The sequence below is a fragment of the Pseudoalteromonas sp. NC201 genome, assembly GCF_002850255.1.
Lineage (GTDB): Bacteria > Pseudomonadota > Gammaproteobacteria > Enterobacterales > Alteromonadaceae > Pseudoalteromonas.
Window position 1 is genome coordinate 711295 of sequence record NZ_CP022522.1, and the last position, 25910, is coordinate 737204.

At 44.2% G+C, this 25910-nt stretch carries 24 protein-coding genes; 13 read left to right on the forward strand and 11 right to left on the reverse strand.

All coding sequences use genetic code 11. The annotated features are described in order from the left end of the window. Positions 1-34 precede the first annotated feature (34 nt). From PNC201_RS03050 to trhP, 6 genes are all read right to left on the reverse strand, one after another. The gene (locus PNC201_RS03050) at positions 35-1195 is read right to left on the reverse strand and encodes a M23 family metallopeptidase (RefSeq protein WP_102056136.1); all 1161 of its coding nucleotides are present in this window, start codon (positions 1193-1195) and stop codon (positions 35-37) included. A gap of 347 nt (positions 1196-1542) precedes the next feature. Continuing rightward, on the reverse strand, positions 1543-2481 hold the full coding sequence (locus tag PNC201_RS03055; protein ID WP_102056137.1) for a GGDEF domain-containing protein: 939 nt from the start codon (positions 2479-2481) through the stop codon (positions 1543-1545). 2 nt (positions 2482-2483) lie between these two features. Beyond that, positions 2484-2888: a response regulator gene (locus tag PNC201_RS03060; protein WP_010605674.1), complete on the reverse strand. Its 405-nt coding sequence runs from the start codon at positions 2886-2888 to the stop codon at positions 2484-2486. A gap of 2 nt (positions 2889-2890) precedes the next feature. Next, on the reverse strand, positions 2891-5578 hold the full coding sequence (locus PNC201_RS03065) for a PAS domain-containing sensor histidine kinase (protein ID WP_102056138.1): 2688 nt from the start codon (positions 5576-5578) through the stop codon (positions 2891-2893). A gap of 479 nt (positions 5579-6057) precedes the next feature. Continuing rightward, entirely contained in the window at positions 6058-6303 is a 246-nt protein-coding gene (locus tag PNC201_RS03070) for a YfhL family 4Fe-4S dicluster ferredoxin (protein ID WP_010377334.1), read from the reverse strand. Between the two features lie 2 nt (positions 6304-6305). After that, positions 6306-7664: a prephenate-dependent tRNA uridine(34) hydroxylase TrhP gene (gene trhP, locus PNC201_RS03075; protein WP_102056139.1), complete on the reverse strand. Its 1359-nt coding sequence runs from the start codon at positions 7662-7664 to the stop codon at positions 6306-6308. Positions 7665-7972: 308 nt separating this feature from the next. On the opposite strand from trhP, the gene ndk reads away from it, so the two are divergent. The 10 genes from ndk (at position 7973) to PNC201_RS03125 (ending at position 18767) form a co-directional block, all read left to right on the forward strand. Beyond that, positions 7973-8404, forward strand: coding sequence for a nucleoside-diphosphate kinase (gene ndk / locus PNC201_RS03080; RefSeq protein ID WP_010377338.1), 432 nt, complete (start codon positions 7973-7975; stop codon positions 8402-8404). A 195-nt stretch (positions 8405-8599) separates the two neighbouring features. Beyond that, positions 8600-9736 carry a bifunctional tRNA (adenosine(37)-C2)-methyltransferase TrmG/ribosomal RNA large subunit methyltransferase RlmN gene (locus PNC201_RS03085; protein ID WP_102056140.1) on the forward strand — a complete coding sequence of 379 codons (1137 nt, stop codon included), beginning with the start codon at positions 8600-8602 and terminating at the stop codon, positions 9734-9736. Positions 9737-9880: 144 nt separating this feature from the next. Then, a complete protein-coding gene (gene pilW, locus PNC201_RS03090) occupies positions 9881-11374 on the forward strand; it encodes a type IV pilus biogenesis/stability protein PilW (RefSeq protein WP_102056141.1) in 1494 nt (497 codons plus the stop codon). 8 nt (positions 11375-11382) lie between these two features. Next, positions 11383-12234, forward strand: coding sequence for a RodZ domain-containing protein (locus PNC201_RS03095; RefSeq protein ID WP_233525205.1), 852 nt, complete (start codon positions 11383-11385; stop codon positions 12232-12234). Positions 12235-12239: 5 nt separating this feature from the next. Then, complete coding sequence (gene ispG, locus PNC201_RS03100) at positions 12240-13358, forward strand: flavodoxin-dependent (E)-4-hydroxy-3-methylbut-2-enyl-diphosphate synthase (protein WP_102056143.1); 1119 nt, start codon at positions 12240-12242, stop codon at positions 13356-13358. Between the two features lie 178 nt (positions 13359-13536). Further along, complete coding sequence (hisS, locus tag PNC201_RS03105) at positions 13537-14814, forward strand: histidine--tRNA ligase (protein WP_010605667.1); 1278 nt, start codon at positions 13537-13539, stop codon at positions 14812-14814. Between the two features lie 9 nt (positions 14815-14823). After that, positions 14824-15441, forward strand: coding sequence for a YfgM family protein (locus PNC201_RS03110; RefSeq protein WP_010605666.1), 618 nt, complete (start codon positions 14824-14826; stop codon positions 15439-15441). Between the two features lie 9 nt (positions 15442-15450). After that, the gene (gene bamB / locus PNC201_RS03115) at positions 15451-16632 is read left to right on the forward strand and encodes an outer membrane protein assembly factor BamB (RefSeq protein WP_102056144.1); all 1182 of its coding nucleotides are present in this window, start codon (positions 15451-15453) and stop codon (positions 16630-16632) included. 74 nt (positions 16633-16706) lie between these two features. Further along, entirely contained in the window at positions 16707-18176 is a 1470-nt protein-coding gene (der, locus tag PNC201_RS03120; protein ID WP_010605664.1) for a ribosome biogenesis GTPase Der, read from the forward strand. A gap of 204 nt (positions 18177-18380) precedes the next feature. Next, on the forward strand, positions 18381-18767 hold the full coding sequence (locus PNC201_RS03125; RefSeq protein ID WP_010377356.1) for a VOC family protein: 387 nt from the start codon (positions 18381-18383) through the stop codon (positions 18765-18767). A gap of 43 nt (positions 18768-18810) precedes the next feature. On the opposite strand, the gene PNC201_RS03130 is transcribed toward PNC201_RS03125, so the two are convergent. From PNC201_RS03130 to PNC201_RS03145, 4 genes are all read right to left on the reverse strand, one after another. After that, a complete protein-coding gene (locus PNC201_RS03130) occupies positions 18811-19167 on the reverse strand; it encodes a DUF2750 domain-containing protein (RefSeq protein ID WP_010605663.1) in 357 nt (118 codons plus the stop codon). Positions 19168-19178: 11 nt separating this feature from the next. Then, positions 19179-19757 (reverse strand): glutathione S-transferase family protein, encoded by a 579-nt coding sequence (locus tag PNC201_RS03135; RefSeq protein ID WP_019647242.1) that lies wholly within the window; start codon positions 19755-19757, stop codon positions 19179-19181. Positions 19758-19857: 100 nt separating this feature from the next. Then, a complete protein-coding gene (locus tag PNC201_RS03140) occupies positions 19858-20139 on the reverse strand; it encodes a peptidylprolyl isomerase (protein ID WP_010377362.1) in 282 nt (93 codons plus the stop codon). Between the two features lie 64 nt (positions 20140-20203). After that, entirely contained in the window at positions 20204-20755 is a 552-nt protein-coding gene (locus tag PNC201_RS03145) for a glutathione peroxidase (RefSeq protein ID WP_199539679.1), read from the reverse strand. Between the two features lie 67 nt (positions 20756-20822). On the opposite strand from PNC201_RS03145, the gene PNC201_RS03150 reads away from it, so the two are divergent. The 3 genes from PNC201_RS03150 to PNC201_RS03160 all read left to right on the forward strand — a co-directional run bounded on the left by PNC201_RS03150 (position 20823) and on the right by PNC201_RS03160 (position 24719). Further along, entirely contained in the window at positions 20823-21311 is a 489-nt protein-coding gene (locus PNC201_RS03150) for a GNAT family N-acetyltransferase (RefSeq protein ID WP_102056146.1), read from the forward strand. Between the two features lie 150 nt (positions 21312-21461). Then, entirely contained in the window at positions 21462-23429 is a 1968-nt protein-coding gene (locus PNC201_RS03155) for a sensor histidine kinase (protein WP_010377369.1), read from the forward strand. 156 nt (positions 23430-23585) lie between these two features. Then, positions 23586-24719: a response regulator gene (locus PNC201_RS03160; RefSeq protein WP_010605658.1), complete on the forward strand. Its 1134-nt coding sequence runs from the start codon at positions 23586-23588 to the stop codon at positions 24717-24719. A 49-nt stretch (positions 24720-24768) separates the two neighbouring features. Here the strand turns inward: PNC201_RS03160 and queG are convergent, their stop codons facing one another. Next, positions 24769-25902 (reverse strand): tRNA epoxyqueuosine(34) reductase QueG, encoded by a 1134-nt coding sequence (gene queG / locus PNC201_RS03165; RefSeq protein ID WP_102056147.1) that lies wholly within the window; start codon positions 25900-25902, stop codon positions 24769-24771. Between the last annotated feature and the right edge of the window lie 8 nt (positions 25903-25910).

The window sequence follows — 25910 nt, forward strand, 5'->3', positions numbered from 1 at the left end:
GTTGAGCCTAATACCATGGTTGTGCAAGTTCACGTTACTTATATAACGCACGCCATGCACAAGTACGATACCCATTCTTCTCAAAAAAGAAGCGATTACAGTTATCGTCATAGTTGGAGTTACCCACATCTATACGATAGCCACTGATGTACCAATTATGCAGCGAAATATGCCCACCGTTGTACAGTAGCGAAAAGTGAACGTGAGGACCGGTTGATTGACCGCCTTGGCACAATGCTGTTGCTTTATCGTCCGCGTAACGGCCAAGCCAAGCGCCTGCAGAAATGACATCACCAGTGTTATATTGCAAACTTTCCATATGGTAATACTGAGTTGAATAACCGCTTGAGTGAGTCACGCGAATATTACAAGCTGAGTAGCGAGTCACTGTGCCGCCGTGCGCTGCTTGAACCCAAGGTGTATTACTTCCCCAGCCACCTGAACCGTTATTAAAATCAAGCGAAGAGTAAGGGTAACCAGAGCCTGTATTTGAGTGTGCACCACCGCTATACCAAGCGTAACCCGACGGCCATGGAAAGCTCATGCTAAAGCTAGCAGCCGATACTGCCTGTGTTGAAGCCCGCTCACTAAAAGCGATGTTGCTGTCCGCTTTTAGTGCTAATGACTCGCCGTTAAATAATGTTTGATAGGTGTCTAATAGCTTGTTTGCAGATGTATGGGTTAGATCTGCAAGTGCAACGGTTGCTTCGTTTACCGCAGGTAACTTTTTGGCTTTGCCTTCATCGCGAAGTTTTTGAAATGCGTAGTACCTCGCACTCAGATTAAGCGCTACATCTTTTACTTGCGCATCAAACCCCTGTTCATGAGAGAGTTTACCAAACGGTGCAGAGAGGGATTGTTTATCTGGGTTGCTTATCACACCTGATTCAAGTTCCATTAGTGCCAGCAACAATTTAGGGTTAATACTGGCATATCCAGCATAGTGCAAGAGCACTTCGAGCTTGTCACTTAAATGTGGTGCCGTGCTGTCAAGCACTTGCTGCCAATCTACTTGTTGTAAAGCATTGCTGAAAAGAAACAGTTCAGGGTTTACTGCCATTACACTAGAAATAGGTAAGGCACTGATGTGTTCCGCAGTAAATTCAGGTATAGCTACTGAGTCATGCTGACCAGCAGCTGTTGCCTGATGTGAGAGGAGCGCGACTAAACACGCTGATAGATAGTGGCGTTTCATGTTGTATCCTTTCTGTTTGTTTTTTGTTCAATTAAGTTATACCTAAATGTGATTATTTTGTAAAATAAAAGTTTACATTATGGTTTCTTTGATATGGATCATATGTTCCTGATCCGATAGCTTGGGTTTTAGGGTAAAAGCGACTATAGAAAATAAATTAATGTGATGTGGAGGTTGCTATGAGAAGGCAAATTACTCTGTCTCAGCTTGAAGAGTTGCTAGAGGAAAGACAAGGGGGAGAGCGCCGAAAACAGCGAAGTAATGTTTTGCCTCTCGTCGAAAGGCGCAACCATGTTAGGCGAAAGTCTGATAGGCAATACTTGCACAATAGAGTTGAATAGCTCTCTCTATTCCTGTTTTGTCGTGAGCCCTGCATCCGAGTATAACGCGTAAGGTAGTTTATTAGTTTTTGCGTGATACATGGCTTTGTCGGCTTTAGCAACTAACTCTTCAGCCGATGTTGCGTCAGTGGGATAAATCACAGCACCTATACTCAAGTCTAGCTTTACTTCGTGGATGTTGGCGCTTTCATCTTGGAGACAGTAATTATCACTGAGCAAGTCATACTTATGCTGAGCCAGTTTTCGTAACTGGTTTTTTTCGGTCAGGTGAGGGGCGATAACCACGAATTCATCACCACCGTAGCGTGCTACAAAGTCCGAAGCACGTTTATACATTTTAAGTTTTGCCGACAGTATTTTTAGCAATTGGTCGCCTGCTTGATGACCAAGTTGATCATTGACTGGTTTAAAGTTGTCGAGATCAATAAACAACACACCAAACCCATGACCATATCGCTCTGATTCACTAATCGCTCTTTCTAGTTCGCTATCAAATGCGCCGCGGTTATGTAACATAGTGAGTCTATCCATCACCACCAGGTTCTCTAGATTCCGCTGCATTTCGTAGCGTTCTTTTGAGAAGGTAATTGTACGTGCCAATAGTGGGCCGCTCACTTCATGTTTTGGGATATAATCTTGCGCACCAAGTTGAATTGCCTTTTCGCCAAACAGCGTTTCAGATACCCCAGTTAACACGATTATAGGGGCGCTGACGGGTAGCTGCTTTACTTTAATCAGCGTGGTAAGACCTTGACTCTCATCGATATTCAAATCGATTAGGATGGCTTCAGGCTTGACTGTATTTAAGGCGGTTTCAAGTTGTTCTAAATTTTTAAAATGTTTAACGTTAAACTTTTGTCTACCGTCAGTACTTGCAAGTGTGCGCTTCACCAAGTATGCGTCTTCATCGTTGTCTTCAAGAAGATAAATCAGCCATGTATTCATAGTTACCCTTGCACGACACAGTTATTGTCAAACCAATACTGCTTGATTAATTTGATCAACGACTCTAAATCACTCAAGCGTCCAGGCTTGGTAATATATGACTTAGCACCCAATTGATATGCTTTACGAATGTCACTGTGGTGAGTGGAGGTGGTATAGCATACCGTTATTAATTTATCGGCAACTTGTTCATTTTTTAAAGCTTCCATGACTTCAAAGCCACTCATTTTTGGCATGTTTAAATCCAGCAAGATAACTTGGTCGTAAGTTGCGATAGAATCGAGGTAATGTAGCAGCTCATGACCGTCAGAAAAAATTTTAAGCTCTGGCGCATTGGTAATACTGCTGTATGCTCTTTTAAAAAAGTAAACATCATCTGGATCATCTTCAACTAATAACAGTTCCATTATTACTCCTTAACTTCTTTTGGCAGTATGATTTCAAATAAAGCGCCATCATCACTTTGCAGGCATTTTATTGTGCCGCCATGTAGTTTTACGATTTGTCGGCACAGCGCAAGGCCAATACCACTGCCATACTCTTGTGTGGTGCCAAAACGCCTGAACGGTTCAAAGATTTGCTGGCGTCGAGATTTTGGGATCCCAAGTCCATTGTCTTTGTAATGGATCACCGTTTCATGGCCGGTTTGGCTGGCGTAAATTTGGACCACGGGCGTAAGCTCTGGTGACTTAAATTTAATGCTGTTACTGATTAAGTTTTGCAGCACTTGAAGAAAAAGCGAGGGATCAAGTTCGATGGGTAAATCACCATTCTCGAGTTTAATTTCTGCGCCGCTTTCCTCGATACTAAAGCTCATCACTTCACAGATATCTTCTAGCAATAAAGTTAGATTAGTTGTTTGTAGCTTCAACTCGTGGGAATGCAAGCGTGATAACTTGAGTAGGTCTTGGATCATTATCCGCATTCGTTGACTGGCATCTACCAAGCGCTCTATTTCAAACTTTGCATCGTCGTAGTCTTTCAACTCTGGCGTAATTCTTTGCGCCAAACTGTCCGAAAAAGCGGTGATCTTTCTGAGTGGCTCTTGCAAGTCATGAGACGCAATGTAGGCAAAATGCTCAAGGTGGGCGTTAGATTCTTGCAGCTGTAATAGTAATTCGGTGTGCTCGGTCATATCGACAAAAGTACCCAGCATCAACTCTGGCTCGCCATTGTGATCTCGAGTGATCACGGTATCGACAGAATAACACCAAACCCAATGCCCTTCTTTGTGTCTAAAGCGATATTTTATCGGGATAAGTTCACCGTCTTGGCTGGCTCTCACTTCATCAATATGCTCGTAAACGAGTGCGCGTTCACTTTCATGAAAACATAGCTCTAAATTTGAACTTTCTAACTCTTGAATTGTATAACCAAGGAGTTGAGTATAACGCTTGTTTATGCGCGTGTTTTTGTGGAGTTTTAAGTCGTAGAGATAAAGGCCACACACCGCTGAGTCAATCATTCGCTGTAAAAAGCGTTGGTTGTCTTCAAGCTCTTTTTCTGCGAATTTTCGCGCAGTAATATCGACGGCGATACCAACGATCCGCTCAACTTGGTTTTTACTGTCTTTAAGTGGATAAAGAGTCGTCTGATACCAATACTCTTTGTTTTTAAACGGTATCATTTCGGTGTAATCTACGGGTTTTGCGACCTCAACACAAAGTTGGTAGTTTTTTTCGATTCTATCTACTAGCTCCGCTTCTAACACTGTCCCCCTTAGTTCGCTGAGGGTTTTACCCAATATTTCATCAAGTTTGACGCCAGTGCGTTGACAAGCAAACTTATTGTACTCGAGCACTCGAAATGTTTGGTTTTCTTCTACCTTTAATAGCCAAATAGCCTGACTTGCACCTTCGTAGATGGCATTGAGAATTTTGTTTTTTTCCGCAATTTGCAGCTCAAGGGATTTTTTCTGATGGATATTTCTAAGTGCTCCAGACATCACCAATGCTTTACCGTGGTCGTCAAATTGGCTGTTGCCTACGGCGGAAAACCACGCGTATTCTCCTTTGTTGTCTCGCCCTAAGTACTCGACAAAATATTGATCTTTGGTGGCAAAGTGATGATCTATGGCATCTTGCACTTTGCCCTGATGGTCTGGGTGGATATGTGCAAACCAATCGTCATAGGTGACTTTTTCGTCGTCGCGCTTACCTATCATGGTTTTTAAACGAGATGAATAGCTGACGCTGTTGTCGACAACGTTCCACTCCCAAATGCCATCTTCGGTTGCCCCGATTGCACGCTTCATTTGTTCGGTGGATTCCGCAAGTGCTTGCTCTGTGCGTTTAAGTGACGATAGGTTATTAAACACCGCTAAAATGAGATTGGCACCGTCATGGGGTTCTTGTACTAAGCGCATCTCCATCGGGATTAGATTGCCAAATTTGTCTTTCACATGGCACAGTGCTTCTTTACTGTAATCGTTTTGGTTGAGTAGAGATTGGCTAATGGATTCTAAGCTGTCGAACGGATCATCCAAACTGACGATATCGTGTAGTCTCAGCCCAATTAATGCATCTGGCGTGTCGTACCCAAGCTCGCGATAAAAATAAGGATTGCACTTACTCACGGTGAGTAGCTGGTCAAGTAGCAAGGTACTAGTGGGTAAGGCATCGAGCATAAACTCGGTAACTCTGTGTTGGTCGAGTTGCGAATGAAGCGCCTGCTTTTCATCGGTAATACGTTTGAGCCTTGCGGTCACGCCATGGAATTGATTGGGAGTTGGGATTGCGACGGCGCTTGGGATAAGTCTAAAAAGATAAACCGCCGTTACCATTGAGATAAACGCTGTGACTGCTTTTGAAATGCCATGAATACCATAAGCGCCATGCCAAACGGTATAAACGCCAATTAAGTGCGTGAGTCCACATAAGGTGATGAAGCTACAGAACAACACAAAGACCCAATTTCTGCCAACGTCAGGGCGTTGTTTTGCATAAATCATAATCGCCATAGGAATAGAAAAGTAGGCGGCGGCTATCAAGATATCGGAGATGACATTGGTCCATAGCAGGTGAGGTTGCCACAAATAGCAATGACCATGCGGCATGTACGCGCTATTAAAAAATGACTCAAACGAGTTCAAATCCATGTTATTTCCTTACCTCAACGTAAAGTCGATTCATATAAAAACATCCGCCGTTAAGACGCTAAAAGCGCACTCAAGCTGCGATAGTAAAATACGCTTTAAAAGTCCTAATGCTCTGCTTTAACTGTAGTATATCTATTTGAAATTTCGACAAGAGGCGCAAGAAACCTGAACTTCGGATAATTAATGCCTTTCTAGCAGCCAGTTTTAGCGCTAACTGTGTTGAATTCACTTCCAATAGCCAGCTATTGGTGCGTAAATTCGCCTTGCCTACAGGACGTAGGTACCAGGGCGGTAGCAGGACGCGAGAGCGGAGTTATCCCCAAAACTCTCTGGCTAGATAAAAAGTAATTTAATGTAATTTTAAAAACAGAGGGTTAGATCATTCCTTATCCTAACCTCAGGTTTGGAAATCTTTATCGTGAGGTAGGGAAGAGGGGGAGTTGAGAGATTAACAAGATGAAGCGCGTGGCTTCACCTTGTTATTCAGTGAGCCGAAGGTATTTTTCGGCTAACTGATCAAGGCTTTCTTTGTGGTTTGGATCTGGTTTGATGCAATCAATGGGGCAGACACTCACACAGGTTGGTGTGTCGTAATGGCCGACACATTCAGTGCATTTGTCAGGGTCAATTTGATAAATTTTATCGCCCATGTAAATAGCTTGATTAGGACACTCAGGGTCGCACATATCACAGTTGATACATTTGTCATTAATAAGTAATGCCATCGTTATGCCTTTTTAAAAGGATTACGAGTGTCCTCACTTTGGCCTAAATTGCGCATTAAAATGGCGTGATTTAAGTCTATGTCTTCTGGCAGTGGAATTTTGACGATATGACCAGAGCCCTTGGCATCATTTATCGCCTCGCCTTTTTTATTTTCCATGTGCTCAAGATTAAAATGAATATTGCCCTTAGGCGTCATTAATTCTAGGCTGTGACCAGTACAGAACTTATTTTTAACCTCAATCTCAACTAGGCCATTATTAGTGCGACCTAGCACTTCACCAACAAACTGCTGTTGGTCAGACACCGAATGACCGTAGTCGTAATTTTGATAGTCTTGATGTACATGACGTTTCAAGAAGCCCTCGGTATATCCTCGGTGGGCTAGGTTTTCTAGGGTCTTCATTAAGCTTGGGTCAAATGGTTTACCCGCAACAGCATCATCAATGGCTTTACGATAGACTTGTGCGGTGCGAGCAACGTAATAGAATGACTTGGTTCGGCCTTCGATTTTAAGGCTATGCACGCCCATGCGAGTCAGTTGATCAACATACTGGACAGCACGTAAATCTTTGGAATTCATGATGTAAGTACCATGCTCATCCTCAAATGCAGGCATGTATTCACCTGGACGACCTTGCTCTTCGAGCATAAACACTTCGTCGCTTGGTTGACCTTCCCCTAAGGTTGGAATAATCGCTTTTGGATCGACTTTATGGACAACATCCCCGGTTTCGTTTTCTTGACCAGGTTTGACATCGTAGCTCCAGCGGCAGGCATTGGTACAAGTACCTTGGTTTGGATCGCGCTTGTTGATATAACCCGACAATAAACAGCGACCAGAATAGGCCATACATAAGGCGCCGTGAACGAACACTTCAAGCTCAGTGTCTGGGCACAATGTACGAATTTCTTCTATTTCTTGTAGCGACAACTCGCGAGAAAGAATAACGCGCTCAACCCCTTGTTTGGCCCAAAATTGCACCGCCGCATAGTTAACAGCATTCGCTTGTACGGATAAGTGAATTGGCATGTCTGGCCACTTATCGCGCACCAGCATAATTAGCCCGGGATCGGACATGATAAGCGCGTCTGGCTTCATCGCGATAACGGGCTCAATATCACGTAAGTAAGTTTTCACTTTGCCGTTGTGCGGCGCAATATTTGATACGACATAGAGCTTTTTGTTTTGCTGGTGGGCTTCGTTAATACCGATTTCGAGGTTGTTTAGGTCAAATTCGTTATTACGTACGCGTAGACTGTATCTTGGTTGTCCGGCGTACACAGCGTCGGCACCGTACGCAAAAGCGTAACGCATATTCTTTAAACTGCCGGCAGGAGAGAGAAGTTCTGGTACAAACATGGTTTACCTCTGATTACGGGTCAGCTGTTGAGTGATTTCGCGTGCTGATTCTAAAAAGCGGCGCAGTATAGAAGAAAGCTAAGTAAGTAATTTTGATGTAGATCAGGTTTTTTGACATTGTGCAAGGAAGGGCAAGAGACCTTACTGTTAAGGCTTCTACTAGCAACTCTGCGCATTTAATCGACAAATAATTCGCCAAATTTTCGTTTCTTCGCAAAGAAAGCGGCGTGAGATAGTAGGTTTTTTCTACCAAAACACGTATAATTCGCGCCCGTTAATATTCACAATAATATTTTGGAGCAAAAAAGATGGCTTTAGAGCGCACTTTTTCAATCATCAAGCCTGATGCTGTAGCTAAAAACCACATCGGTGCTATCTACAACCGTTTTGAGTCTGCTGGTCTTAAAATCGTTGCATCAAAAATGGTTCACCTTTCTCAAGAGAAAGCTGAAGGTTTCTACGCAGAGCACAAAGAGCGTCCTTTCTTTGGTGCACTAGTTTCTTTCATGACTTCTGGTCCAGTAATGGTTCAGGTGCTTGAAGGTGAAGATGCAGTTCGTAAAAACCGTGAAATCATGGGTGCTACTAACCCTGCTGAAGCGCTAGCTGGTACGCTACGTGCTGACTACGCAGACAGCATCGACGAGAACGCAGTACACGGTTCTGACGCGCCAGAGTCTGCTGCTCGCGAAATCGCTTACTTCTTCGCTGAAGAAGAGATCTGCCCACGTACTCGTTAATTCGGGACTTGGTGCCAAAGAAGGGCTTTCGAGCCCTTTTTTTGTCCCGTAGCTAAGTTGAGGGATAAGCGTGCTTTGTAAAGTAATCACACTACTTCACAAAACACGTTACATTATTTGTGATGCTTGCTGCTTTTTTGTACAATGCGTTGTTGGCAATTTAGCTGTTCTTACCGTCTTTAACCGAGGTTGTTCATGACCACTATTGAGAAAAAAATTAACTTACTTGATTTAAATCGCGAGGGGATGCGCGAGTTGTTTGCATCATATGGCGAAAAGCCGTTTCGCGCGGATCAGGTGATGAAATGGATTTATCATTTTGGCATCGACAACTTTGATGATATGAGCAATCTGAACAAAAAGTTGCGTGCGCGTTTGCAAGCTGAGTGTGAGATTAAGGCGCCTGAAATTTCAGTAAAGCAAGAGGCTTCTGACGGTACCATTAAATATGCTCTATTACTCGAGGGTGGCCAAGAAGTTGAAACCGTGTGGATCCCTGAAAAAGACCGAGCGACACTGTGTGTGTCTTCTCAAGTTGGCTGTGCGCTAGAGTGTACTTTTTGCTCAACAGCGCAGCAGGGCTTTAACCGTAACTTAAAAGTGTCTGAGATCATTGGTCAGGTTTGGCGCGTGGCAACCGACATTGGTCTGCATAAAGGCGATAGCACTAAACGTCCAATTACTAACATCGTTATGATGGGTATGGGTGAGCCTCTGTTAAACCTAAATAACGTTGTACCGGCGATGGAACTGATGATGGACGATTGGGCATTTGGTTTATCCAAGCGTCGCGTTACGCTAAGTACATCGGGTGTGGTACCTGCGCTTGATATCTTGAAAGAAAAGATTGATGTGGCACTGGCGATTTCGCTACATGCGCCAAACAATCCACTACGTGATGTACTTGTACCAATCAACAAAAAGTATCCGATTGAAGAGTTCCTAGCAGCATGTCGTCGCTATATTGATGGCTCTAAAGCAAATAAAGACGTCACCATTGAGTACGTGATGCTACAAGACGTGAATGACAGTACAGATCATGCCCATGAGTTGGTGCAAGTTCTCAAAGGCACACCGTCAAAAATTAACTTGATCCCATTTAACCCGTTCCCAGGGAATGAATATGGTCGCTCTAGCAACAGCCGTATCGATAGATTTTCTAAGGTGTTACAAGCTGCAGGACTTACCTGTATCGTTCGTCGTACTCGTGGCGATGACATTGACGCTGCATGTGGACAGCTAGTAGGTGATGTCGTAGATAGAACCAAACGTTTAGCCAAGAAAAAGCAGCGTGACGACAATGCTATTACTGTCAATGTAAGCGCACAATAATATTAAAAATGAGCTGGGTTTACTCAGCTCATTTCATCTTAACCTCAGATAAGTTCTGACTATCTGGTAAAAAAGAGATGAATCTCTTAGCCTTTTGGGTAATATAGGGCACACATAGAACCCAGTGGCATTCAAAGGTGAGTGATGCAATCGCGAAATTATCGCAAAACAGGATTGGCTGCATCCATTCTCGCAGGCGCGAGTTTAGTTCTGTCAGGTTGTGTGACGGAGAGTAGTTATCGCTCCGATGGGCGTCCTGTGGCCGAACAACAAGTCAATAACACCAATGCCGCAAGAACTCGCATTGCGCTTGCACTTCAATATCTCAATTCTGGTAACACCACCTCAGCTAAATTTAACTTAGAGCGTGCATTACAGTTAGCGCCAAAACTGGCCGAAGCTCATTATACATTAGCGTATTATTACGAACAGGTGGGCGAGCAACAACGTGCTGATAATGCCTATCAGGCGGCTTTGGATATTGAGCCAGATAATCCCGACACACTAAACAACTATGGCACTTTTCTTTGTCGCGTTGGACAGTATGACAAAGCGAGCAAATACTTTTTCAAAGCGATAGAGGTGCCAAGTTATTTGCGGGTATCGGCAAGCTATGAAAACTTAGCCCTGTGTGCGTTGAAGCAAAACGAGTATTCCCTTGCTGAGGAATATCTGTTAAATGCGATTAAGCATAACGCTCAGCAAATGTCGTCGCAACTTGCACTCGCGGGCCTGTACTATGCTCGCAGTGATTTCTTAAGAGCAGAAGATGTGCTTGATAACGTTGCCAAGCGTGGATTTATTTCACCAAGAAGCTTAATGCTTGGGCACCTAGTGCATATGCAAATGGGCCACTTACAAAAAGCGCAAGACATCGCCACGACCTTGGTGCAAAGCTACCCTAAATCTGCACAAGCAGGCCTTATCTTAACGAATAATATCGCTGCAAGTGAATTTGAACGGTTGCGCAATCGCTATCGAGAAGCGCAGTTAAATCAGCTTGCCGAGGCGTCGCCTAATCATATAGTTGCGAATCCAAAAATTAAAATTAAACGTAAGAAAACGCAACCGAATTCAACCCAATCATTCACCGTTGATTCACCCATTGAGGCCAATAATTCTGCGCCTTCGGCAAAACCTGAAGTGGCAAAAAGCACATCTTTAGTGAACGTTAGCTCGGACTCTGAAGCTCGGGTTGAGTTTTATCAACCGGACCCATCGGAAGTCACATTTAGTCCTCGCTCACGTGAGCCTCAAGTGTTAGCGACTACACCATCAAGCAGTTCAAGTGTACCGTTATTAAATCGTGACGTTGCGCCTCCTCAGGTACCTTTTCATACTGTTATTGCAGGTGAAAACCTGTTTAGTATTTCAGTCAAATACGACATTAAAATGGTTGAATTGATGGAATATAATCAAGTGCGGGAATCTGCAAGATTGTACGCAGGTCAAAAGGTGTATCTTAACAATCCCAATGTCGTGCATGAAATTGCGGCGGGAGATACTTTGCTCAGTATTGCCGATCGATATGGTGTGTTGATCGATGAAATTATGCGATGGAATAAACTCACTCCTGATGTGGCGCTGCAAGCAGGCCACGGATTATTAATTGTAGACCCAACAAATTACGTTTTATGAACCAAACAATGAAAGAGCAGGAAGCACCTGAACAAGAGCAGCCTTCACTCGGGCAAACTTTAGCAACTGCGAGACAAAATGCCGGGATCAGCTTTGCTGAAATTGAATCGCGTTTAAAGATGACCCATGCCCAACTTACCAAGCTCGAGCAGGATGACTATCAAGACCTAGGGCCTGAAACCTTTGTGCGTGGCTATATTAAAAATTACGCTGCACTATTGGGTTTGAATCCGACGGAAGTACTGGCTAGATATCAATCTCCGGAGCTGCCGCCACAGAAAAAGCGGATGCAAAGCTTTTCTCGCCGTACTCATAAAGAAGCCCACGATAACCGCCTAATGATGGTGAGCTACATTGTGCTGGCTATCGTACTGGGGTCGTCGGCATTTTGGTTTTGGCAGACCAATAGCTCAGAGCAAGAAGTGGTGCCTGAAACGTCGGTTACTCAGCTTGAAACGCCAGTTGAAAATGTCACAACACCAGCGAGGGATGAGCTAGCATTGCCTATTGAGAAAAACAATGACACAACCCCGCAAAGCGAGCCACAGGAGAGTGAAGCGGAGGTTTCGGTGCCAGTTGAAACGAAACCGCAAGCGACAAAACGAAACTCGGCATTGAGCACGGTGGTCATGCATTTCAACGAAGAAAGTTGGGTTGAAATGTTTGACGCAACACAAGAGCGTGTTGCATTTGGTGTTAAAAAAGCGGGATATACTATGACAGTTGAAGGTAAGGCCCCTTTTTCTGTTATACTCGGCAAGCATCAGGCCGTAGAGGTCACGCTTGACGGTAAACCAGTGTCTTTGCCTGCGTTTACTAAAAACCGTCTAGCTAAATTCAATTTACCGTTAACAGAGTAGTCAGCATGTTTTCAGAACCACCTATAAAGCGTAGAAAATCAACAAGGATCTATGTCGGTAATGTGCCTATTGGTGATGGCGCACCGATAGCAGTACAGTCTATGACGAACACCAATACTCTAGATGTTGATGCGACGGTGGCACAAATTAAAGCTATCCAAGACGCCGGAGCGGATATTGTCCGTGTTTCTGTGCCGACAATGGATGCAGCTGAAGCATTCAAAAGCATTAAAGAGCAAGTAGATATTCCACTCGTTACGGATATTCACTTCGATTATCGTATTGCATTACAAGTGGCTAAGTACGGTGCCGATTGTTTGCGGATAAACCCTGGGAATATTGGCAGTGAAGACCGTATTCGTGCAGTGATTGACGCGGCGGGTGAGCACAATATCCCAATTCGTATTGGTGTGAATGGCGGCTCACTAGAGCGCGATTTGCAAGAAAAGTATGGTGAACCAACACCTGAAGCTTTGCTTGAGTCTGCGATGCGACATGTCGAAATTCTTCAGCGTCATAACTTTGATCAGTTTAAAGTCTCGGTAAAAGCTTCCGACGTGTTCTTAGCCGTTGGCGCTTATCGTTTATTGGCAAAAGAAATCGACCAACCTCTGCATCTTGGGATCACCGAAGCGGGTGGTTTTAGAGCCGGTTCGGTTAAATCGGCAGTTGGTCTAGGGATGTTACTTGCTGAAGGGATTGGTGATACATTACGTGTTTCACTTGCGGCTGATCCGGTGCAAGAAATCAAAGTGGGTTTTGATATTCTAAAGTCACTGCGAATTCGCTCGCGCGGCATTAATTTTATTGCTTGCCCCAGTTGTTCACGCCAAGAGTTTGATGTAGTGAATACGATGAATCAGCTGGAAGAGCGATTAGAAGATATCGTCACGCCAATTTCGGTGTCTGTGATTGGCTGCGTGGTCAATGGTCCTGGTGAAGCACTCGTCAGTGACTTAGGTCTTGCTGGCGCAAATCGCCGTTCAGGTCTTTATATCAATGGCGAGCGCCAAAAAACACGGATTGATAATGATGATATCGTTGCTCAATTAGAATCTCAGATCCGAGAATATGTAGATAAAAAAGAAAGCGAAGAAAAAATCGATGTAAAAATCATCGACTGATACCGGCGTAATCGTTAAGATAAGCGAATTTTCGCGCTTTCTCACGGCGTGCTAAACTGCACGACGATAAATGGCATTAAAGAAATAAAACCAATGCGATGAGACTGTTTGAGCGTATTTAGTTAAAGGCTCAAGTAGTAGTAAATCGATTGGTGACAAATTTAAGTTAGGGTTTTCAGTGACTAAACAACTTCAGGCAATCCGTGGAATGAATGATTGTCTGCCAGGTGACACGCAGGTCTGGCAGAAAGTAGAATCGGTGTTAAGAGACACAGTAGCGGCATTTGGCTATCAAGAGATCCGTTTTCCAATCGTTGAGTCGACCGATCTATTTAAGCGCTCTATCGGTGAAGTGACCGATATCGTCGAAAAAGAGATGTATACCTTTGATGACCGTAATGGCGATAGCTTAACGCTACGTCCGGAAGGCACAGCTGTGTGCGTCCGTGCGGGTAATCAAAATGGTTTGCTATACAACCAAGAACAGCGCCTTTGGTACATGGGACCTATGTTCCGCCATGAAAGACCGCAAAAAGGCCGTTACCGTCAATTCCATCAATTTGGTGTTGAAACCTTTGGTATGGCAACACCAGATATTGATGCCGAAGTGATCTTATTGACGGCGCGTCTATGGCAGCAATTTGGTATTCAAGACCATGTTAAGCTTGAGCTCAATTCTTTGGGGTCAAATGAAGCGCGTGCTGAATATCGTGATGCTCTGATTGCATATCTGGAGCAACACAAAGAAGCGCTTGATGAAGACAGTCTGCGCCGTATGTATAGCAATCCACTGCGCGTGTTAGATAGCAAAAACCCAGAGGTGCAAGCTGTACTGGTTGATGCACCTAAGCTTTCTGAACACTTAGATGAAGAATCACGCGAACATTTTGCTAATTTGTGTGAACGTTTAGACGCAGCTGGCGTCGAATACCAAGTTAATGAAAAACTGGTACGTGGCTTAGATTACTACAACCGCACTGTATTTGAGTGGGTGACAACAAGCTTAGGTTCTCAAGGCACTGTATGTGCTGGCGGCCGCTACGATGGCTTGGTTGAGCAGCTTGGCGGCAAAGCAACGCCAGCCGTTGGTTTTGCTATGGGTATCGAACGTTTAGTGTTGATGCTACAAACGCTGGAATGTGTGGGTGATATTCGTCGGAATGCTGACGTATACGTCGTTGCGATGGGTGACAAAGCGGCGATTCAAGCTCCTGTGGTTGCACAGCAATTACGAGATGATATTGCTGGCCTTCGCGTGATGGTTCATTGTGGCGGTGGCAACTTCAAGAAACAATTTAAGCGTGCAGATAAAAGCGATGCTGTTATTGCGCTAGTGCTAGGCGAAGATGAACTCGCTGAAGGCAAAGTGACAGTGAAGTATCTGCGTGAAGAGAAAGAACAAATCACCTTACCACTTGCAGAAGTAAAAACGCTGTTAGCAGAGCTGGTAGGCTAAGAGGTTAGAATGGAAATTTATTCAACAGAAGAACAACAAGCAGAAGCAATAAAACGATTTTTCCGTGAAAATGGTACAACGATTGTGGTTGGTGCTGTGCTTGGTTTAGGTGGTCTGTATGGCTGGAAAGCGTATAACCAAAGCCAGATCGATAGCGCAGAAGCAGCATCAGAAGCATACACTCAGGTTGTTGAAAGTGATGATGTACTAGCTAAAAGCGACGCTTTTGTTGCTGCAAATGCTGATTCTAACTACGCCGTGTTAGCGGCTTTCGTTGCTGCTAAAGAGGCAATCGACAAAGACGATCTTAAGCTAGCTGCAGAGAAGCTAACTTGGGCGGCTGATAATGTTGCTAACGCTGAGCTAAAAGCAACGGCTTTATTAAGACTTGCACGTGTACAAGCGTCACAGTCTCAATACGAACAAGCACTGGCAACACTCGCTAAGCCTATGCCTGAAGCGTTTAAGGCTCAGCTTGCTGAGATCCAAGGTGATATTTACCTTGCTCAAGGAGATAAAGATAAAGCTCGAAGTGCTTATCAATCGGCACTAGAAGCAGCGGAAGGCAATAGCAACCCTATGCTGCAAATTAAACTGGATGATCTTGCACAAAAGACAACGGTTTAAGGAGTTGCCATGAAGAAGTTAACGATGGCCTCATTGGCTTTATGTGTTGCAGCACTCACCGCTGGTTGTTCTTCTAGTGATGATGAAGAAGAGTTAAAGCTCCCTGAGATCAACAATCAATTCGACGCCTCTGTGGTTTGGCAAGAAGGGATTGGTGACGGGGTTGAGCACTACTTTTCGCGTTTATCTCCAACAAGCTACCAAAGCACTGTTTTTGCAGCTGCCCGTGAAGGTATAGTGACAGCATTTGATGCACAAACAGGTAAAGAAAAGTGGCAAGTTGATGTTCGTGAGAATACCAACTTTTGGCCATGGGAAGACAGCGACAGTGCGAAGCTGTCAGGTGGGATCACACAAGCTTATGGTAAACTCTATGTTGGCTCTGAACACGGGCAGGTTTTTGCGCTTGACCGTGAAACCGGCGAAATAGTTTGGCGTAAGTCGGTACCAGGTGAAGCGCTGTCAGCGCCAGCTGCAGGCGATGGTCTTCTTTACGTTAACTTAGGTTCAGGCAAGCTGGTTGCGCTACACCCAGATACAGGTGAAGAGCGTTGGCACTATGAGCAAGAAGTCCCTGCGCTGACATTACGTGGTTTAAGCTCACCAACCAGCGCGAATGGTGGCGTATTGGTTGGCGAAGAAAGTGGTAAGTTAACAGCACTTATCGCTGAAAACGGTTTTACCGCATGGAGCTCGGATGTTGCAATTGCAAAAGGGGCTTCTGAGTTTGAACGTTTGGTGGATGTTGATACTAAACCTGTTGTAAGCGGCGCATATGTGTATTCTATCGCCTATAATGGTAAACTAGTTGCTATTGATGTGCGCAGCGGCAATGTCGTGTGGGATCGTGAGTACAGTAGTTACCGAGACCTTACACTCGATCTTGACGTAATTTATTTGGTTGATAGCGATGGTGTACTGTACGCACTAGACAAAAACTCAGGTATTGAACGTTGGACACAACCAGCTCTACGCGGTTGGTATTTAACCGCTCCAACGGTTGCTGGCAACTACGTAGTGGTTGGCGATCAGGAAGGTAACTTACATTGGCTAGATAAGAGCTCTGGTGAGTTGGTATCGCGTACCGAGTTTGATAGTTCAGGTTTTTTCGTCGAACCGATTGTGGCCGATGGCAAAGTATTTGTTTACACGCGTGATGGTGAACTTAGCGCAGTTCAAATTCCGCAGTAACTTTCTGAATTTTTAGATTTTTTATGGGGCTTCGCTTTTGCGAAGCCTTTTGTTGTTTATAAAAGAGGTAGTCTATGCTTCCTGTGATCGCTCTGGTTGGGCGACCTAATGTGGGTAAATCCACACTGTTTAATCGTTTAACACGTACTCGTGACGCGTTAGTTGCTGACTTTCCGGGTCTGACTCGCGACCGTAAATACGGCCAAGCAAACTATGAAGGCTACGAGTTTATTGTGGTAGACACGGGTGGTATCGATGGCTCTGAAGAAGGCATTGAAACTGAAATGGCCGAGCAGTCGCTGCTTGCAATTGAAGAAGCGGATATTGTGCTATTTTTGGTGGATGCGCGCGCAGGTATGACGGTTGCTGATCAAGCTATCGCGCAGCACCTTCGTAAACAACAGAAGAATTGCTTTGTTGTCGCCAATAAAACGGATGGTATTGATGCTGACTCCAACTGTGCTGAGTTTTACCAGCTGGCGCTTGGTGACGTTCAACAGATCGCCGCTGCGCATGGTCGTGGTGTTACTCAATTATTAGAGTTGACGCTACAACCGATTATCGCTGAACTTACGGCTCAAGATGAAGAGCTTGAGCATGATGATGAAGATATCGCCGAGCTTTACCTTGAAGGTGAAGAAGCCGAAGACGGCAAAACGGGTTTTGAAGACAAGCCTGTTAAACTCGCGATTATCGGTCGTCCAAATGTAGGTAAGTCAACACTAACTAACCGTATTTTAGGTGAAGACCGCGTTATCGTTTACGATATGCCGGGTACAACACGCGATTCAATTTACATTCCAATGACGCGCAATGATAAAGAATACGTGTTAATCGACACCGCCGGTGTACGTAAGCGTAAGAAAGTCAGCGATGTCGTAGAGAAATTCTCGGTTATCAAAACCCTGCAAGCGATTGAAGATGCCAACGTGGTATTGCTCGTTGTAGACGCGCGCGAGGGGATCTCAGATCAAGACTTGAGTCTACTTGGTTTTGCACTAAATGCGGGTCGCTCGTTGGTTATTGCGGTAAACAAATGGGATGGTCTTGATGACTATGTCAAAGAGCGTATCAAAACTGAGCTAGACAGACGCTTGGGCTTTGTTGATTTTGCTCGTCTGCACTTTATTAGCGCATTACATGGTACAGGTGTTGGTCACTTGTTTGAGTCGATTGACGAAGCTTATGAATCAGCGACTAAGCGAGTAAGTACGGCAATGTTACGTCGTATTATGGATATGGCTCAGGCGGATCACCAGCCACCATTGGTTCGTGGACGCCGTGTGAAGCTTAAGTACGCACACGCAGGTGGTTATAACCCGCCGCGTATTGTTATCCACGGCAATATGGTGCATGAACTGCCAGATAGCTATAAGCGCTATTTGATGAACTACTATCGTAAAGCGCTTAACGTAATGGGTACGCCGATTAAGATTGAATTCCGCGAAGGGGATAACCCTTACGCTGGTCGTTCAAACAAAATGACGCTATCGCAAAAGCGTAAGCTTCGTGCATTTGCAAAAGAAAACCGCAATAAGTCGTAAGGCTTTTTGCGGGAATTATAGCTCGACACTATCTGGTGGGTGTGTCGAGCTGAACATAAGTTCCATATCTATCCAATCAACTCCTTTTCCACATTCGACTATATTTAACTTTAACCCTGAACTCTCTCGCTTTGTTTTACCTTGCCCAACATTTGTGCTTAAGTTATAAATAGTTACATTAGGTTTATTGATAGTGAGGCTTAGGTGTTTGCTAAAACGGTGATTTATGTAGAAAGTGTTGAGGAAGTGCTGGATTTTTACTATCAAGCATTTGGCTTGAGCACTTTTGATATGACCGATGAAGGGGATTATGGTGAGTTAGACACAGGAGAAGTGAAACTCGCCTTTGCCAGTCACCCATTAGCCCAATCACAGTTTAGGCAAGACTATATTCGTTGCCATCCTAAACAGCCTGCACTTGGGTTTGAAATTACCATAAGCTGTGAAAATGTCCCTGAATGCTATGATAAGGCGGTAGCCGCAGGGGCTGAGCCATTAAGCTCACCAAACCAAAAGGGCAGAGTAACACAAGCTTATGTAAGAGCCATTGAAGGGACTTTAATTGCTTTGGTGTCAAAGCCGGGTGAATAGCGGCACTCACGAAGGATGAGCGCCACTTTGATGCGGTGTGCTTTTATTCGATATCGACAAGTAGTCTAGCAAGACCAACGGGCTCGATTTCAACACAAACGTTGTCATCATTCCAGTTTAGACCAACGAGTGCATCATCTTCTTTTAGGTCGAGTACCCATTCGTCAAGAAAACTTTCAACATCAATACTCATCGGTGAAAACTCACTCCACTCGTCGCGACATTGAGCTTGCGCTTTTTCTTCACTATCCCACAGCAATAACACATCTGTCTCGTCAAACTGGTTAGAGTCAACCACAACCATGCCACCGTCATCAGAGCTAAGTGCCCAAACGCTTTCAGTATTTTTTACTTGCTCAATAAACTCACTGACTTCTGAGCCAATTTCTTCTTCATTCATCATAGGTGTTCTCAATTTCGTGGATCAGTTTGCTGGGCGATTGCTTGGCTTTGCCAACGGCCATGAAATGCCATTAGGTTGGTGTAATCGCTCAGGTCGACGAGTTCTCTAAATAGAACCCAATCAATAAGGCAGTATAAACTGATTTGGAGATAATCACAGTGTAAAAACTCTTCTGTCACACACTCTTCATTGAGATAGTGCAGGGTATGACCAATTCGTTCCCGCTGTAGATTAAAAAATAGTTTATCTTGTTCAATATCAAAACCTGAGCGCTTGCTAAGTAACAGTTCTACCAAAGAATCATTACAGGCATTGATAAGGATCAGCCAATTTTCTTGATCCCAACTGGGAAATGGAAGTTGATGTTTTTCACGGAGATAGCGAACAATCAGATTGGAATCACAAATAAGTTGTGCATCGTCAATTAAAAATGGGATCTTACGGGCAGGATTATGGCGAATAAGTTCGTCATGGCCTGCTTCGGAAAATATATCTATATGCTGGTAGCTCATTGGGAGCTGTTTAGCCGCGGCCCACATTCTAATTCGACGGGCGTATGGACTGGTGTTCGAACCGATAAGTTTCATGCCATCATTCCTTCAACTAAGTATCTTTTCGCTCATTTAGTAAATGTAGCGAGTTGGTATTAAGGAATGATGGCGAAGTGATTAACTTTTCGCAAGCGAATTAATCGCTACGACTGGTTACCTCAAGCAAGTGAAAACCAAACTGCGTTTGCACTGGCCCTTGTACTTGATTGATTGGGGCTGAAAAAACCACTTTATCGAATTCAGGCACCATCATGCCTGGTCCGAACTCACCTAGCGCACCACCATCTTGGCCCGACGGGCAATTGGAGTACTGCTTTGCGATTTCTGCGAAATCTTCCCCTGCTGCAATGCGTTCTTTGAGCTCCATGCATTGCGCTTCACTATCTACTAGGATGTGTCTTGCACTAGCGATTGCCATAATTTCTCCGATGATTATTTATTATTCATACTTTATTCTAATCTAGGTACGTTAAAAAATCAGCTTATCTAGGCAAGAGTTTTTCAATTTCGCTAGTGAGCTCGTCAGACATAGGTTTAGTGCGACTGTTAAAGCGCTTGATTGTTTTCCGATCAGCTGACACTAAGTATTTGTAAAAATTCCAATTTGGAGAGCTTGTTACTTCATTCAAATGTTGGAAAATGGGGTTAGCATCCGAGCCTCGAACTTCCGATGTAGCAAACATATTGAAGGTTACACCGTAGTTGATAAAGCATACTTTTGCAGTTTCCTTTTCGTCGTCTTCTTCTTGGAAAAAGTCATCTGAGGGAAAACCAAGTACAACAAGGCCTTTATCTTGATATTTTTGATGTAGTTGCTCAAGCCCTTCAAACTGACCTGTAAATCCACAGTTACTGGCTGTATTTACGATGAGAAGCGGTTTGTCTTTAAATTCACATAGATTAAGTGAGTCATCAGAACGCAGTTTTCGCAGCTCAACATTGGTAAAATCATTACAGCTGGATGTCTTTGCATACGCGTTACTCGAGATTAGGAAACCGAGCGCTAAGCTCAGAATCGAAAGACTTTTTATCATCAGTGCTTTCCTTTTATTTATGTTATCTCTTATGATACGAAAATATTCGTTACCTTGATCAGCTTTCATGAATATTAGACTCGCTAAACCGCATGACCTTTGCGCCATAGTTGCCATTTACAACGAAACGATACCGAGCCGCCAAGTCACCGCGGATACGGAGCCCGTAAGCGTAGCACAAAAGCAAAGTTGGTTCGCCGCACATACGCAAAATCGCCCAATTTATGTGGTAGAGCTGGCGGAAAAGGTGATAGCGTGGATAAGCTTTAGCAGCTTTTATGGACGTCCTGCCTACGATGGCACGGCTGAGGTGAGTATCTATCTTGCAAAAACGGCACAAGGCCAAGGATTAGGTAGCAAACTTATGGACTTTGCAGAGCAGCAAGCGCCAAGCTTGTTTATTACAACGCTACTAGGCTTTATTTTTTCTCATAATCTCCCCAGTATCCGCTTGTTTGAAAAACACGGTTATAAAAAGTGGGGAGAATTACCCAACGTCGCGGTCATGGATGGTAATCACTATAGCTTGACGATTTTGGGCAAATCTCTCGCATAGCTTTATACGCCGTTGCTCTTTGCTGTTTGAATTTTTTTCGCTGCGTGAATTAGACCGTGGCGTCAAACATATCAAAATAGTGCTATTTTTTAGCGTCTTGTGATTCTTCTACTAAACTGGATCTCAGAATTATCGGTAAAGGATCTGGTTATGACGAATCGAGTGCTGATTATTGACAGCAGCAGTGTGCAAGCGATGCGAGTAAAGGTATTATTTGAGTTACTCGGTGGCGAGGTAGAGCATGTGCATTACCGGAGTCTGGAAGCAAATCTCGATTTTGATAAATTCGATGTTGTTGTTATTGCTCATGGGGTGCCCGCCAGTAAGCTCCAAGCGTTATATCAACTGAGGAATCATGATAAGTTAGTATTGCTGGCACCTAAACCCGATAATGCCGAGCACTTAAAATCTTTCAGTGAAATCAACCGCGCCTTGCCAAATGGCATTGTTATCTACCCCTTCTTTGCCAATAAAGATATTACTGGCCTACTGGAGCGCCTACTGGAAATTGGTTCTACTAATACTTTAGTGCTGCCCAAAGTGTTGCTGGTTGACCATCATACGCCTCGCCTAGAGACCTTAGCTAACGGTCTACGCGGAGCACAGCTTGCGGTGACGACCGCGACGACGCTTGATGAAGCGATGCAAGTTGCCGAGCGACATCCTGTTGACCTCCTTATTTGTGACTTTAATCTAGAAAAAGACACTGGCTTAGATGTGTTTAATAAAGTTCGTCAAGTGCACCACAATTGCCGCTGCTTATTGATGACTTCTCGGGTTAATCAAGTGGATATGTTAGAAGCCGTGCGTCAAGGGGTTGAAGACATTCTGATTAAACCGTTTGATGAGAGCGATTTATTACAAAGCCTACATAAATTATGGCAAACAGAGCTCTTAAGACGCCATAACCAAGAGTTAGTTGAGCGCCTACAGGATACAGTCGATGCCTTGATTGAACGCGACAGTCTGCTGCGCGTGATTTATAAACATACCCCGGATCCGATTATGCTGTTCAACCGCCAGGGCCATATTATTGAAGCAAATGACGCGTGTTGCGAATTGTTTGAGCTGACGGAAGAAGAATTACAGCCACTCTCTATTTTTGAGCTATTTGATGAAATATCCGTGTCGCAATTACGTGATTTGATGAAGCATGTTGGTATGTTAAAGCATTTTAACTGTGAGCTGAGTCTGCCAAAAGCGGGTGAGCGCAGCATTCCTTTGATGGGAACGTTTAACGAAATCGATCATCACGGCGATATGGCATTTGCGGTCATTTTTAAAAATGTCTCAAAGCTTAAAGAGCAACAAGAAGTGCTAGAAGAAACCAAAGAGTTACTAGAGTTTGAAGTGCAAGCTCGAACGGCACAGTTACAAAAAGCCAAAGAAGCGGCGGAAGCGGCCAACCTATCTAAATCTGAATTTCTAGCCAATATGTCTCATGAGCTTCGCACACCAATGCACTCTATATTAAGTTTTGCTCGTTTCGGTTTAGATAAGCTAACGGCTCCTGAAGTGCCGGCGGACAAGCTCAAAAAGTATTTATCCCGTATCGAAACCAGTGGTGAGCGTCTATTGGTACTGCTTAACAATCTGCTTGATTTATCAAAGTTAGACGCAGGTCGCTTTCCATTTAATCCAAGCTTTCACAATCTAGTTAATGTGATCCAAAGCGGTATTGAAGATGTATCAGGCACTGCGCTTGAGAAAAAGATAAAAATCCGCTTTGAAAAGCCCGCTCAAGGCGTGATGACCTTTTGCGATCCGGAGCAAATGAATCAAGTGATCAGAAACTTATTGGGCAATGCGCTCAAGTTTAGCCCTGAAGGTAGTGAGGTGAGTGTACTGTTAAGCTGTAAAGATCAAGATATTCATATCAAGATTGCCGATCAAGGGGTTGGTATTCCGGATGACGAATTGGAACAGATTTTTGCCAAGTTTGTGCAAAGCAGTAAAACAGACAGTGGTGCCGGCGGCACGGGTTTAGGTCTTGCTATTTGTAAGGAGTTTATTTTACTGCATAAAGGGCAGATTTACGCCGAAAATAATCCCGAGGGCGGTGCATGTATCAATGTGAGTCTGCCGTTAACAGAGCATCTTGAGAGTAATGCGGTGTAATGGTTGTAATTGGAAAGGCGTTGAGTAAGCGTCTATAAATAATAATAGAGCTTGTACTAATACAATCTGATTGGGAGCTATTGAGGCACTGGCCTTGAATTACCTTATTTTCCCGTAGTGCCTTTCTCATTGTGAACCGACGAAGGATATTCATTTATGGCTTTACGCAGAATCTTAGCAGTTGACGACGAACCATTTAATCTAGAAATCATTGAAGAGATTTTAGAAGACTTAGACTTTGAGTTAAAAACCGTTGGAAGCGGTCATGAATGTCTAGCAGTAGTCGAAGACTTTGATCCTCAAGTAATTTTACTTGATGTGAGCATGCCAAAAATGAGCGGTTATGAGGTATGTAAGGCGATTAAAGCCAATCCAAACACACAGCATATTATCGTTATGTTTGTGTCGGCAAGGGGCTCTGTTGAAGAGCGCATGGAAGGCTACTCAGTGGGGGCGGAAGATTATATTGTTAAGCCGTTTGGCCAAGGTGAGTTAAAAGCCAAGCTCACGCACTTGAACCAAATGCTACTAGAAAAAGATATTCTGGCTCAGCAAATTGAAGATGCAACCTCCACAGCATTTAGCGCCATGGCTAATAGCAGTGAAATGGGGCAAATCGTTACCTACATTGAGCAAATCGGTGAGATAGAAACAATCCCGCGACTGGCGGAAGCTTTATGTCAATGTTTAAAGGGACTGGGACTTAATTGTAATGTCGAGGTTCGGCTTGAGGGACAAAAGCATCACTTTGCAACTACGGGAATTTGCTCACCTATCGTCATTGAATTATTTGAGATCTTACACACCAAAGGGCGATTACATGAATTTACTAACCGCATATTGGTTAACTATCCATTTTTGAGTATTTTGATCCTCAATATGCCGGGAGACGATCCAGATAAACACGGTAGATTGCGGGATCATATCTGTTTTATTGCCAGTGTAACGGAGCAACAGTTAATTGCCATTTCCACTAAACGCAAGCTGGTACAGCAACACGAGGACCTGGAAGAAGCGATAAAAATGGTGCAAGGTAAGTTTAACAGCATGGTGTCGCTGCTTGATAAAAACCGTCAAGAAAACGAAAAAGTGTTCCGCTCATTACAAGAGTTATTTGAAGAGCGCATTCCTACTATGGGTCTAGACGAAGATCAGGAGATGTTTATCTATCAAAACGTCGATAAAGCGATTCAAAGCTCAGTCGCACGGGAAGAAAGTGTGCGAGAAGTGAAAACCGCTTTCCATGATATTGAAGAAGACTTAAAACTACTCTCGCGACGCTCAGAATAAACCCTACTTCCAATACTGCCGTAGGTCGCGCTTTAGCGCGACAAACCTGCTAAGCGTCTCGTGGCAAGCCCTTTTCAATAATGCGGATCAGCCTTGCTTTTTTGCGTTCATGTTGGTCTGACTTTTGTCTTTGTTGCTCCAGCGCCCAGTCGATATGCTCAATAACAAGGGGAGTGGCACTTTGACGCTTATCTTCCAGTGCTATAACGATAGCTTCATCGTATTGTGCATTGCCAAGGCCAACGGCTATGTTTCGTAGCCAACGTTCATGTCCAATCCGGCGAATGGGGCTGCCTTCGGTGTTTTTCAAAAATGTTGCTTCATCCCAAGCAAATAAGCTCAACAATTGCTGATCTTTAAGTTGAGTTCGCGGCAAAAAGTCGGCTTCTTCCGTTATTTGACCATAGCGATTCCATGGACAAACTAACTGGCAATCATCACAACCGTATATCCGATTGCCCATTTTTGCTCTAAATTCCTCTGGAATAGCGCCTTGAAGCTCTATGGTGAGATAAGAAATGCAGCGTCTCGCATCAACGACATAAGGTTCTACGATGGCGCCAGTAGGGCATAAAGTTAGGCAGGCGGTACAACGGCCGCAACCTTCTTCTTGGTTTGGTTTATCAATAGGAAGAGGAATATCAACAAACAGCTCACCCAAGAAAAACCAAGAGCCCGCCTGCTTATTAATCACTAAACTGTTCTTTCCACGCCAGCCAAGGCCTGCTTTTTCTGCAATTTGTCGCTCTAGTACTGGGGCTGAGTCGACAAAAGGGCGAAACCCTAACGTACCGACTTCTTGCTCAATCTTTTGTCCGAGCTGCTTTAGCTTGTTGCGCATTACCTTATGATAGTCTCGACCTAATGCATAACGAGAGATATAGGCGGTGGTTTTATTACCAAGTGCTCTGGCAAAGCTGGCATCGGGTGGCAGGTAATTCATTTTCACCGAAATAATACGTTGAGTGCCAGGAACCAGTTCTGCGGGGCGGGCACGCTTCATTCCATGCGCCGCCATATACGCCATTTCACCATGATAGCCTGCGTCTAACCAGCGCTGAAGTTGCGCTTCATGCTCGCGTAAATCAATGTCGGTTATACCGACTTCTGCAAAGCCAAGTTCTTGGCCCCATTGCTTAATTTGTGTTGCAAGTTCACTATAATTGATATTATCGGTCGTCACGGGAAGAA